A 12,260-nucleotide genomic window follows, 5' to 3' on the forward strand; every position below is an offset into this window, starting at 1 on the left:
GTGCTTTACCGCATTTGTCATATTACGGAATACCTTTATAACGCTCCGGTATCGCATTGTTATAATTTGGCGCACATTATTCCGCGCACAAGTCACCGACAAAAGTGCATTAGTACCGATATTAGCATTAACCCAACGGCGGCATTTAAATCTATTCGCGATGACTATTTTGGTAACCGCGCTTATCATTTTGAAATTCAGCGCAGCCATAAAAAATTAGTGTTAACGGCTACCAGTAAGGTAGAAACGCGAGAGCAATTTTATGATGCAAAGCTAGATGCCGGCACAACCTGCGCTGATGCTTGGCAATTATTGAGCTATGCCAAAGAGGCTGAGTTCTTATTTGCTCGCGAATTTTTGTTGGAGTCGCCGATGATTAAGTTGCAGTCGGCTTTACGTGAATATGCTGAGCCATTATTCACGCCAGAAAAGCCATTGCTGCAAGCGGTAATGGAGTTAACTCAGCTGATATTTCGTGAATTCAAATACAGCCCTGAAGCTACTACAATTGCGACGCCGTTAGAGGAGGTGCTAGAGAAGAAGCAGGGGGTTTGTCAGGATTTTGCTCACTTGCAAATTGGTTGTTTAAGGGCGATGGGAATCCCTGCTAAATATGTTTCTGGCTATATCGAAACATTGCCGGCGCCAGGGGAGGTGAAACTGGTGGGTAGTGATGCAACGCATGCTTGGGTATCGGCTTTTTGCCCAGGCCAAGGTTGGGTAGAGTTTGATCCAACCAACAATTGCATTGCCGCCGAGCAACACGTGTTAACGGCGTGGGGGCGAGATTATTACGATGTAACACCATTGAAGGGTGTTATTTTTGGTGGTGGTGAAAGTCCGATACTGAATGTATCTGTTGATGTGGCCCGTATATAAGCGCCATTTTTCAATTTTTAGGCAATAAAAAAGGCAAGCTCCAAGGAGTTTGCCTTTTTTATAGTTTTAGAGCGCCTTTTATAAGGTGCTCTAAATCAAATTATAGAGCTACGATGTTCTCTGCTTGAGGACCTTTTTGTCCTGAAGTTACAGTGAATTCTACGCGCTGGCCTTCGGCCAAAGTTTTGAATCCAGAGCTGGCGATTGCACTGAAGTGCGCAAATACGTCTGGGCCAGACTCTTGCTCGATGAAGCCAAAGCCTTTAGATTCGTTAAACCATTTTACGGTGCCAGTAGTTGTATTAGACATAATAATATCCTGAAAATTTATAGGTAAGGTTGCCTTAATAGGCTTGATAGCGGAAAAACAGACTGAAACTTAAAAACTACAGGACGAGGAATTACGAATAAAACAACGAGTTGGAGATTATAAACTATAGGCTTTCTTTCTTGCTGTGCCGCAGTGTACAGAGTCTATCGCTTAAAGTCTATATGTTAATAATTTTTGCGCCGCTAAGGTGGCGTTAGGCAGTGCTTGTTTTTCTCGTTTATGGTGGCAGTATTGCCTTGTAGGCTCATCAAGGGCTGGATTTGTGAGCCGCAAGGCAAGTCTATGCTTATTTACCCTAACGTTGCATTAACTTTTGGCCCAGGATCGCTTCGCTGCTTCTATAGCAGTATTTCTAACGTCGTACTCAATTTTTCTGGATCTCACCTAGAGTGACTAGTATCAATCCAAAAAAATCTCCGTTCAACGCTATAAATACCACTCTAAAAGCTCCTGAACTCAATATCTAATGCAACGTTAGGGTTTATTCTTCGTACCGAATCGCTGTAAATGTACTTGCCGGCAGTGTGATAATGGTCTCGAAAGCGACGAAGGCGTGGCCGGGTTCTTTGTCGTCTAATAAATTCAATTCTATATCGCCACCTGCGCTCCGCAAAAACTGTTTGACCGCATCCATGCCCACTCCGCGGCCAGAAATGGCCGAAACTTCGTCTTTTGTGGATGCGCCAGATGCAAAAATAAGCTCTGCAATAGCGGCGGTGGGGGGCGTATCGCCAGTTTTCCAAACGCCCATTTCTAATCCTTTTTGATATAAACGATCAATATTTACGCCTTTGCCGTCGTCTTTAACGTGAATGCGAAGATTATCTGCCCGTAAGCTGGTGAAAACGTCGATACGTCCTTGTTCGGGTTTTCCAGTTTTAGCTCGTTCTTCGGGGGGCTCTATGCCGTGGTCAACGCTATTGCGTAATAGGTGGGCAAAGACGTTATTGAGCAGCTCGTGCGCATTCGATTTAATGCGAATATTACTGTCGTCGATAATAATTTTAGGGTCGGCTTTGCCTAATTGTTTTGCGATAGAAGGCAAAGAGTTAACAATGTCGGCTAAGACTTTGCTCATAGTATTCGATAAAGCGATATTCAGTAATATATTGGCTGACTGCAGTTGGGTCGATTTCCCGGCTTCTGGGTAGTATTTAGATACCTCAGAAACACATTTTTGAATATGGGCAATGGTACTAACATCCAGTAAAGGTTTTTCCATGTCATCGGCGTTGTTATCGCCTCTGCCTAATACATCATAGTAAACTGCGGCATATTCTTTGGCGATAAGCTCGACTTTGATCAGGTCATTGAGAAGTTCTTCTGGTTGCCAAGGATAATCGTCAGAGGCTTTTAAATTGCTGTATGTCGTCTCGACGTTGTGTACAACATCGCTGTAATAGCTAAAACCATAGGTTCGGCAATTGCCTTTAATGGTATGCATGTTTCTAAATAGTAAGGCTATTGTGTCTGGGTCTTTGTTGCCTGATTTTTGAATGCTCTCTCGGTTCTCTTGGATAAATTTCTTGGCGGATTCTTCGAATGCAAGGTATTTTTTATTGGGCACTTTAATAAGCTGAGCAATAATATCTAACTCGCGTTTTTGGGCTAAGGCTTCGCCTTCCGCTTGTTTTAATGCGGTAACATCCCTGACGGAAACCATCAGTTTTGATACACAATCATCAATAATAATCGGGTCCCAATCTAACGAAAGGTGTTGTGTCTGTTGTTCTCGGGTAATGCTGTAATCGGTTGGTAGTACGTGCGCATTGAAGGTGAAGTTCATTTCATCTTCGCCAATAATCGATTTAATGGCCTCTTTGGCTTGGTTAAGGCTGTCGCCACCAATATTGGCGCCTGTAAAAAGCAAATCCATAGCATTTTGGCCGGAAATTTCTTGTGTTTGAAAAATATCTTCTAAAAATGAGGAGTACTCTGGGTGGATATTGCCGCTAGGCTCAACGGTAAATAACCCTTGGCGCATATTTCCCAGCATGGCTTGTATGTCATGGTTTTTCTCCCTTAGCTCGCTGGTGCGCTCTGCGACCTTTACTTCTAGTTTTTGTTTTTGTAGCTCGATTATTTTGCGCTTTTTGCGTTGTGCATAAACGAATCTAACAATAATGCCAATAAAGGCTAGCGCATATAATGTATAAGCCCACCAAGTCTTCCACGGTGGCGGTAGTTGAATAATCGTAATGGACTTGCCTTCTTCATTCCAAATGCCATCGTTATTACTGGCTTTTACTTTAAAAGTATACTTTCCACCATCGAGGTTGGTATAAAGCGCTGCGCGCTGATTACCGACTTCGCGCCAATTTTCATCAAACCCTTCTAGTTTGTAAGCGTACTGGTTTTTGTCGGAATCTCGATAGTTTAGCGCCGCAAAATTTAGCGAAAACATATTCTTCTTGTAATCTAGAGTGATGGTGTCGGTAAGGTTAACAGCTTTGCTCAGGAGTTTATCGGGCCCATTAATAGCAATGGATTTAGTGAAAACTTTAAAGTCGGTTAGTACAACAGGTGGGGCGAGTGTGTTAGTGCTAAGTTCTTTGGTATTGAATAACCGTATGCCATTGGTACCGCCAAAAATAACCTCACCACGCTGGCTAGTAATGACTGAGCCAGTATTAAAACCACCTAGCTGTTGACCACTGGCGCGTTTGTAATTGTTGACCGTATTTGTATCGGGGTTAAACATAACAATACCGTTGTTAGTGCCGATCCATAAATTACCCTTTGTATCTTCGGTGATGCTGCGAATGCCATTGTCGACGAAATTTTCACGGGTACCGTAAACGGTAAAACTTTTACCGTCAGCATTAAGCCGGTTTAAGCCCCAGTCGGTGCCAAACCATAACCTTTTTTGGCTGTCTTCGAAGATGCATAAAACGGAGTTGTTCGAGATGCTGTTGGGGTCGCTATCGCTGGCAATAAAACGCTGAGCTATCGCTGTTGTTCTGTCGAGCAAATCAAGCCCGTTGGCTGTGCCGACCCAAAAGCGATTGCTCGAATCTTCAAAGGTTGTCCAGACTAATTGATTGGAGATTGATTTTGGGTTATTGCTGTCATGGGAGTAGTTAGTGAATGTGCCAGCTTTTTGGTCGTACAGGCTTAAGCCGCCGCCATGTGTTCCAATCCAAATTTTTCCCGCAGCATCTTCGTAAATATTCCAGACAGCTTCGTCATTTAAGGCATTATAAGTACCAGAGCCCTTGCCTTTTAGGTCCAGATCAAAAGGGATTTGGTCGAAGCTATCGCGATCAGGATTATAGCGGTTGACTGCGCCGCCCCAAGTCCCCACCCAAAAATTGCCTTTAGAATCGAGCAGTGATGACAATATGGCATTGCTGCTGATCTTGTTGTTGCTAACTTGATAATGCTTAAAGGTATTATCGAAACGGTTGAAATAGCTTACGCCGCCACCATCGGTCCCCAACCACAAATTGCCTTTGGCATCTTCTTGTAGTGTTAATACAGAGTTATGCGGCAGGCTATTGCTGTTGTTTGGATCGTTGTTGTATAGGGATATAGCACCGGAGGAGCGGTCGAAAAAATTAATACCGGCAGGGTAGGTGCCCACCCACAAATCGCCATTGCGATCTTCGAATATGGCGCGTGTTGAGTTCGAGGCTAGTGACCCTTTTTGGCCTTTTTTGTGAGAAAACCGAATGAAACGGTCATTATCTTTGTCGTATAAGTTCAGGCCGCCACCGTCGGTGCCAATCCAATTAAAGCCCTTAGAGTCAATTATTACTTCTCTAATTAAATTGGCGCCAATAGAGAAGTTATTGCTGGGATCATGCTGATATTTCTTGAATTTTTTTGTCGTGGTGGGGTCTTCTCCGCTTTAGTGAGGTAAAAAGAGATGCTAAGACCCGCCATATCCGTTGAAATGTAAGGTTCTCACGCCACTACACTTAAACGAATATATGAGCCTTAACATCTCCAGCAAAATTTTGAGCCTTCCTGGTCAGCGTGTCAAACAAGTTCAGCATGACTTGGCCCTGCAAAGATTGACTATACACTGCAAGCGAGACCGTCGTTATAGAGCGATTGACCCGTCAAGTAATGAGGCGGCCAACATCAACCGATACTTGCGCAGAACGATCCGTGATGTCCCTTTGTGTGGCTTCGAGTGCTATTTGGAAGTTGAGCTCGCTCAAGTTGTGACGACTTGCGGTAGGCGTCTAATGGAGGCTTGCGAATTTGTCGATACAGGCAATCGCTATACTCAAAGATTTTGCCAGTTGGTGAGCGGATTGTGTCGCCATATGAGTATCAGCACGGTCAGTCGGCACCTAAAGCTACGATGGGAAACGGTGAAAAATATGGATAAATTTCACCTAGAGAAAACGTTGCCTGCACTTAATCCTGAAAAATTAATTGACTTAAAATATCTTGGGGTCGATGAAGTCGCTAGAGCCAAAGGCCATGATTATATGACGGTGATTTATGACATGGAATCCGGTCATTTAATTGGCGTTGAGACAGGCCGTAAAGCCGAGGTGTTGACAGCGTTTCTAAAGCGCTTACCAGCACAAACCGCTGAAAACATAGAGGCGGTAGCCATGGATATGGGGCCAGCCTATCAAAAATCGGTACGCGAATGCTTGCCTAATGCTGACATTGTTTTCGATCGGTTTCATGTGATGCAAAACTACAGTAAAGCCATGAGCAATCAGCGTAGGATCGAGTTCAGAAAGGCGGATCGCGCAGGCAAAGAGCAGCTTAAAGGTACCCACTACCTGTTGTTAAAAAATGCCGACAAGTTAAATGATAAACAAGCCAATAAACTCCAGACATTGCTCGAAAATAATTCCAATATCAATACACTTTATATACTCAAAGAGCAGCTCCAAGCTTTGTGGAATGCAGGGAATTATGACGCCATGATGAATGCATTGGAGCAGTGGTGCGACATCGCGGAACAGACGAATATGCTCTATCTCAAGAAATTTGCAAAGTCACTAAGGAAGCATAGCGTAGGCATTTGTAACTACGGAAAACACGGGCTGACTAGCGCCAGAATTGAAGCCGGCAATGTCAGCATTGGCATGATTCGCAAGCGAGCAAGAGGCATCAAGGATACCGAGTACTTCAAGCTAAAAATAAGGCAATCATCGATGCCTGACGAGCAATCCATGTTCTATGGAAGCCACTAGATCACCTCACTAAAGCGGAGAAGAGCCTCGTGGTGTTGAATTTATAAATACCACTATGGCTCCCTGCCCATAAGTTGCCCGCGTCGTCAAATTCAATTGCCCAGAGATCATTGTCGGGTAGGTTGTTGATGTCCTTGGGGTTGGGCAGATAAGTTGCGAAGCTTTTGTCTTGCCAATTAAAGTAATGAAGGCCTTTTTCGTTGGCTAGCCAGAAGTTGCCGCTAGGGTCCCGCAGTATGTCGTGGATAACATTATTATTAAGCGCCCCTTTTGTTGTAGTGATATCGTAAATGGTGACGTTTTCACTGTGTGGCTCAATAACAGCTAAGCCAGCATAGGAGGCCACGAGTACTTCGCCGCTTTTAGCCTCAACAATTTTATTGATAGTGCCAGTATCAATATTGTGTTCTTGCCCTTGTTTACGTATTAACTTTTTAAAAACTTGTTTTTCGCGGTCGAACCATAAAACGCCGTTTCTTGTTGCAACCCATAAACGTTGCCGGCTATCTTCGAAGAGGTCCACAGCTTGAGAAGCGAGAATATTTTTGCTGCTATCTTGCTCATCTATTTCGATATTAAAAGGTAAAAAGTCGTTGCCATCGTAACGTAAAATGGCATTGCGGCCGCCTAGCCAGATATAACCTTGGTAGTCTTGCAGTACAACCTCTACTTCACCTATGTTGACGTCTTTGTTGTCAAATAAATGCTGAAAATACATTTTTTCTGGGTAGCTAGCACGGGCAGTGTCGTCGGCAATAACAAGGTGAATATGACTGAGCAAGGTAAGTGCCATCGCTATTTGGATGCTAACGGTTATTGCTCTGCGGCGGGGGGCTGCTGTGGCACCTAGTTGTTGGTATTTTGATGAGAATATCTGTTTAAGCAATGTTGATGCAAAGGCCAGCATTGTGTGCCCCAATAGAGTAATAGGTTGTCTTGTAGGTATAGACCGAGAAGGGCCGCTCTGATGCAACGCGTTGATATAGGTCTGTGTTTAGTTAGATGATCTGGTAATGAGCAAAGTGGTTATAGGCTGAATCAAAGCCCGCGGCAGCTGCTTGGGCCTTGTGCTTTGGCCTGTTGCAGGGCTTGTTCTGCACGCTCTAATGCGGCTTCGAAGGTATCTTGCTTTTGCGTGAGCGACAAACCAATGCTCAATGTTATTGGGGCGCTTTGATTAGGTCCTACTGAACTTGGGTATTGGTTTGTTCCGTCATCGGTTAATAGGGGCGCTGGCTGATGCTGCTTAATAATATTGTTGAGTTTTGTGGCGAATTGCAGTGCGTTTTTAGCGCTGGGTTGCTCTGTAATAATAATGAAACGGTGATCTTCCCAGCGGCCAAGGTTGTCGTGTTTACGGGTATTTTGTTTAAGTAAGGTGGCGATATGCTTGAGTGCTTTTTCGTCTAGCGTATTGTTAGTGGGCTGATGGTCGGTGCTGGGGGTGTCCATCTCCATAATCAGTACTGCTATGTTGGCAGCTGCGCCTTTGCTAAAGGCAGCGCTAATGATGGCTTGAATGGCGCTTTGGTTAAGTACCTGTGTCGCGGGGTCTAAGTGTTCTTTTGCTTGTAGTGTTTTGTAGAAGTGTTTAAGTGTATTAAGCGACTGCAGGCAGGCTTGTTGCCGGTTGTAAAATACAAAAGCTCGCCAAGCGCCTTCGGTTAATAGCAGCGCAAGCCACAATAAAATAATGGCGAGATAGAGCTGTTCTTTGCTTATCCAGTCGCCAATTACTGTGGCCGAGGCTATTGATAGCGTGTGCTCTGATTCCGGCTTAGCGTCAACTAATTCCACATAGAGCCCACGAACACTATCGCGTTTAACAACGGTTTGGCGCCGGTGTAGCTTAAAGGTATCGATCCACCAATCTGCCACTTTGAACTCGTTAAAATCGAGGTAAATGGGCGCTGTTAGTTCATCAATATAGGCGTAGCTGTGCATAAACCGGTGAATGCGATCACTATTTTTTTCGTTTGCAGGCTGGGTGTTCGGCTCGTAGTTGGTAAGGGTGAAGCGTAAACGCTGGTGATCACCAGTGTATTTCAGAGAAATCTCTATGCCTTCGTAACCCGAAAGGTCCAGCGTCTTTTTGGGGGCTACCGCATGAGATTGCGAATTAAGCGCCGCGGGCGACTGGGCCTCCTGCGGTGTTTGAAAAAACATAAGGTTGTTACCGCACAGCGTTGTCGTGCTTTTAGAGCCTATGTAGCAATGCACCGTATTGCCCGCTTCAGAGGTCGGTTTGGCCACGCTATTGCCGCCCATAATCACATCGGAAAATACCGCCCAGCGGTGACTATCGTTGGGGTAAAGTTGAATCGTTTTGTTGGGGATATGCGGGTAAACAACAAGCGCGCCGAGGCTTAAGATAACCCCAGTGATTTTGCTGAGCTTAAGCGCTCTTGTTAGCGTTGTTGTATTCACAGCTATTACCGCAGTATGGATATATTGACTATAGCTAATTCGATGGCAAAGCCTTGCTGGCTCGCTGCTATTGGTCATGCGGGCACGTTATTTCGTCGATAGCTAATCAAGTGTTCATGACAAATGTCATCTTGATCGGTGACAAACTACAATGACTTATATTTTGCGCGCAGTGGATACTAGCTGCTCTCGTTATTCAGGCTGCGAGTTTCTTCTTATTCGAATTTGCCCGAGCCGCTTTACAAAGGTGCGTTATGAAAATACAAACAAAAGCTTTTCAAGTGCAGGAGCACACTAAAAAGGAAGACAAAATGTATCCTTTTTATTTGGTGTATTCGCTTTTTTACTTCTTTCCGTTGTTTTTTATGGGTGAGCACTTGCGAACGCTGGGTGTAGGCTGGTGGTTGGCGATGTTCACTATTTACGGTGTTTTTGTCGCACTGTTTTTTATGATTTCGTCGCTGCGGGGGCGAGCAAAAGTTGCGGTGTTAGTCGCTATGTTGGCTTTGGCAACCTTTGGTTCTGTGGTGTCGGCAGGCACAGCCGCGTTTTATGCTTATGTTACCTTCTTTGCTATTTTCTATATGTCCCGAAAGCAGGCTGTATTCTTTTGTATGGCTACCGGTTTGGCTATTGTGTTTGCGGCTTGGGCGTTTGTGGACTTTGCTTGGTATTTTGTTCTACCGGCAGTATTCCCTGCTGTGATGAATATCTTTACCGCAAGCTTAGAGGTACAAAAGCGCCGCTTGAATTATGAAACGGAACGAGCCAGTCATTTAGAGGAGCGAGAGCGCATTGCGCACGACTTGCACGATGCAACCGGGCACCACCTTACGGCTATTGCCTTAAAAGCGCAGTTAGCACAACGGCAGTTAGCGGCAGGCCAATACGATAAAGCCGCGCAAGAGCTAGAGGCAATAGTTGGCTTGGCAGCGCAAAATCGCGCGGCTATTCGCAATGCGATAGAAGGTACGCTGCCCGACAATGTTGGCCAGATGTATCAGCAGCTTACCAATCTATTAACGGAGCAAGGCTTTGACGTAAAAACTAATGGCGAGTTGCCGTTGTTCCATAACGCTTATAGTGCTGATATTGTCGCTATTTTTACCGAGGCTATGGCAAATACGTTACGCCATGCCGGAGCAAAAGAAGTTGTGATAAGCCATGCCGTAACGGCAAGTGATTATCAGTGGCGAATTGCTAACCCTAGTGGCGCGCGCGATCTAAGTCGAGAAGGCCTAGGTTTAACCAGCATGGCAAAACGAGCGCAAGCAATGGGTGGGCAGGCAGCGTTTAGTGTAAATACGCAAGGGCAAGCTGAGTTATGTTTAACCTTACCGTTATCTGTGCTGGTTAATTAAGCGTTACCTGCAATGCGGTGCTAAAACTAAGCGGGGCGATGAGATTATTAGGGTTATGAGTTTATTCGAGCTATGAGATTATTATTGGTGGAAGATCAAGCCATGGTGCGTGGTGCACTAGAGGCCTTGTTAAATTTAGAAGACGATATCGATGTGGTGGCAACGGCAAATAATGGTGTGCAGGCCACAGCGTTTTTAGCGGCTAAGCCAGATGCTGTGGATATTGTCGTAACGGATATTCAAATGCCCGAGCTTGATGGCATTGGCTTGTGCCAGCATATTCGGCAACATCATCGAGGCTTGCCGGTTGTTATGTTGACAACATTTGCGCGTGCGGGCTATTTAAAGCGTGCCCTCGATGCCGGAGCGGAAGGCTTTTTACTTAAGGATGCACCGGCCGAGCGCTTGGCAATGGCATTGCGCGATGTTAACGCTGGAAGGAAGGTTATCGATTCCGAATTGGCTTTGTCGGCCATGGGGAGCCAAGATCCGCTCACCGATAAAGAGCGTCAAGCATTAAAGCTGGCGCAACAGGGGCTTAATACTGCCGCTATCGGTCAGAAAATGTGTTTATCTCAAGGCACTGTTCGCAATTATTTATCGGAAGCTATTAGCAAGTTACATGCAAGCAATCGAATCGATGCGGCACGCATCGCTGCCGAAAAGGGCTGGATTTAAGATCGGCGGTTATCTCATCGAGGGTGTTTATTCAAACGCCCTTTCCTTGCTGACTAAGTACGTCATATCGCGCCAAATGTTACACAATTGTGATTAATTGCGGTTAATTTCTAGGGTATTCTAAGGTCTTAATCGAATGACCTGCCGATATATTTAGCTGCTGTTATTAAATCGCAATATTCTATGGTTACGCTGCCCAATGGTTTTGCGCGTTAAATCGGCGCACATTTACGTATTTCTGTAAAACAGCAAGGCATACTCCATTGAATACCAAGGTAGATTTGCACGACCTAAATGAAAAAGCATCGCCTGAAGCTTCAATTAAAGCTGCGCGGCCGCCTGCTAAAACGACGTCGTTTTTTGAGTTTTGGCCTACGTGGTTAATGTACTTGCCGGTGGTATTTTTGTGGTTAATCTATGCGGTGCGTTACCGTTCATTAACGGCCCCTTTACTGGCTAACCCTAAAATCACTTTGGGTGGCATGGTTGGCGGGTCTAAGCATGAGTTGATGTCACAAGCGACGGGGCGCTGCCGGCAGGCAATATTGCCGTGGCTTTACGTTCGGGTAACGGACGATTGTATTTTACAGCAGGCTAAGCAATGCGTTAATCAGGCAAAAACAAAGGGTATTTCGCTTCCTTTTGTGTGCAAACCCGATACCGGCTGCCGCGGTGCGGGTGTCAAATTAGTTACAAGCCAAGCCATGCTGGCGGAAATCATCGCTAAGTACCCTATAAATGCGGCTTTTGTGTGCCAAAAATTATCGCAATACGAACCTGAGGTGGGTATTTTCTATATCCGCTCGCCAGAACAAAAGCAAGGCAATATTGTTTCTTTAACTTTTAAAAATACGCCTAGTGTTATGGGTGATGGCAAACTCACATTAGAGCAATTAGTTAAGCAAGATGCCCGCGCTAGCGGTTTGCTAAATTTATACCACAGCAAAAATAAAACATCGTGGCAGGCTGTATTGCCTAAAGGTCATCGGCACCGTTTATTGTTTTCGGCAAGTCATTGCCGTGGCGCAGTATTTTGTGATGCGCGCGAGCATATAACCCCGGAGTTAACCCTAGCAATTAATGCCATTATGGCTGATCTTCCCGATTTTTATTATGGTCGTATGGATGTTAAGTATTCGAATTTAGAGGCGCTTAAGGCCGGGCGGGATTTAGAAATTGTCGAGATTAATGGCGCTAGCTCTGAGTCTATTCATATATGGGACAAAGATGCTCGCCTATGGGATGCCATTAAAACTCTTTTATGGCAGTACAGAACGTTATTTTCGCTGGGCGTTTATCAAATGCGCTTAGGCCATAAGGCACCTGGCGTGCGCTCGCTTTATAAGGCCTGGCGTCATGAGCGAGCCTTGACGCGGCATTACCCAGAAACAGACTAAAGGGCGTCTCTAAAGTACTTAC

9 protein-coding genes are annotated in these 12,260 nt (G+C 45.2%); 5 read left to right on the forward strand and 4 right to left on the reverse strand.

The window, feature by feature from the left end:
- Positions 1-879: a transglutaminase family protein gene (locus MARGE09_RS09355; protein WP_236987068.1), complete on the forward strand. Its 879-nt coding sequence runs from the start codon at positions 1-3 to the stop codon at positions 877-879.
- Positions 880-979: 100 nt separating this feature from the next.
- On the opposite strand, the gene MARGE09_RS09360 is transcribed toward MARGE09_RS09355, so the two are convergent.
- Together MARGE09_RS09360 and MARGE09_RS09365 are read right to left on the reverse strand one after the other, a co-directional pair.
- Positions 980-1,189 (reverse strand): cold-shock protein, encoded by a 210-nt coding sequence (locus MARGE09_RS09360; protein ID WP_236987069.1) that lies wholly within the window; start codon positions 1,187-1,189, stop codon positions 980-982.
- Positions 1,190-1,691: 502 nt separating this feature from the next.
- On the reverse strand, positions 1,692-4,991 hold the full coding sequence (locus MARGE09_RS09365; protein ID WP_420828097.1) for a two-component regulator propeller domain-containing protein: 3,300 nt from the start codon (positions 4,989-4,991) through the stop codon (positions 1,692-1,694).
- A gap of 151 nt (positions 4,992-5,142) precedes the next feature.
- Here MARGE09_RS09365 and MARGE09_RS09370 point away from each other — a divergent pair, with 151 nt between their 5' ends.
- Positions 5,143-6,375: an ISL3 family transposase gene (locus MARGE09_RS09370; protein WP_236981837.1), complete on the forward strand. Its 1,233-nt coding sequence runs from the start codon at positions 5,143-5,145 to the stop codon at positions 6,373-6,375.
- Position 6,376: 1 nt separating this feature from the next.
- On the opposite strand, the gene MARGE09_RS09375 is transcribed toward MARGE09_RS09370, so the two are convergent.
- Both MARGE09_RS09375 and MARGE09_RS09380 read right to left on the reverse strand, forming a co-directional pair.
- Positions 6,377-7,282 (reverse strand): ligand-binding sensor domain-containing protein, encoded by a 906-nt coding sequence (locus MARGE09_RS09375; protein ID WP_236987071.1) that lies wholly within the window; start codon positions 7,280-7,282, stop codon positions 6,377-6,379.
- A 131-nt stretch (positions 7,283-7,413) separates the two neighbouring features.
- Positions 7,414-8,880, reverse strand: coding sequence for a diguanylate cyclase domain-containing protein (locus MARGE09_RS09380; protein WP_236987072.1), 1,467 nt, complete (start codon positions 8,878-8,880; stop codon positions 7,414-7,416).
- A 176-nt stretch (positions 8,881-9,056) separates the two neighbouring features.
- Between MARGE09_RS09380 and MARGE09_RS09385 the strand changes: the two genes are divergently transcribed.
- The 3 genes from MARGE09_RS09385 (at position 9,057) to MARGE09_RS09395 (ending at position 12,238) form a co-directional block, all read left to right on the forward strand.
- Complete coding sequence (locus MARGE09_RS09385; protein WP_236987073.1) at positions 9,057-10,163, forward strand: sensor histidine kinase; 1,107 nt, start codon at positions 9,057-9,059, stop codon at positions 10,161-10,163.
- A 72-nt stretch (positions 10,164-10,235) separates the two neighbouring features.
- The gene (locus MARGE09_RS09390; protein ID WP_236987074.1) at positions 10,236-10,841 is read left to right on the forward strand and encodes a response regulator transcription factor; all 606 of its coding nucleotides are present in this window, start codon (positions 10,236-10,238) and stop codon (positions 10,839-10,841) included.
- A 263-nt stretch (positions 10,842-11,104) separates the two neighbouring features.
- Complete coding sequence (locus tag MARGE09_RS09395; RefSeq protein ID WP_236987075.1) at positions 11,105-12,238, forward strand: D-alanine--D-alanine ligase; 1,134 nt, start codon at positions 11,105-11,107, stop codon at positions 12,236-12,238.
- Positions 12,239-12,260: the final 22 nt, after the last annotated feature.

The sequence above is a fragment of the Marinagarivorans cellulosilyticus genome (assembly GCF_021655555.1).
In the GTDB taxonomy this organism is placed as follows: domain Bacteria; phylum Pseudomonadota; class Gammaproteobacteria; order Pseudomonadales; family Cellvibrionaceae; genus Marinagarivorans; species Marinagarivorans cellulosilyticus.

Excerpts from the sequence above, each read along its gene's own strand:
- MARGE09_RS09390 (WP_236987074.1), top strand. The coding sequence starts at position 10,236 with ATGAGATTATTATTGGTGGAAGATCAAGCCATGGTGCGTGGTGCACTA.
- MARGE09_RS09380 (WP_236987072.1), bottom strand. The coding sequence starts at position 8,880 with ATGACCAATAGCAGCGAGCCAGCAAGGCTTTGCCATCGAATTAGCTAT.
- MARGE09_RS09360 (WP_236987069.1), bottom strand. The coding sequence starts at position 1,189 with ATGTCTAATACAACTACTGGCACCGTAAAATGGTTTAACGAATCTAAA.
- MARGE09_RS09385 (WP_236987073.1), top strand. The coding sequence starts at position 9,057 with ATGAAAATACAAACAAAAGCTTTTCAAGTGCAGGAGCACACTAAAAAG.
- MARGE09_RS09375 (WP_236987071.1), bottom strand. The coding sequence starts at position 7,282 with ATGCTGGCCTTTGCATCAACATTGCTTAAACAGATATTCTCATCAAAA.
- MARGE09_RS09370 (WP_236981837.1), top strand. The coding sequence starts at position 5,143 with ATGAGCCTTAACATCTCCAGCAAAATTTTGAGCCTTCCTGGTCAGCGT.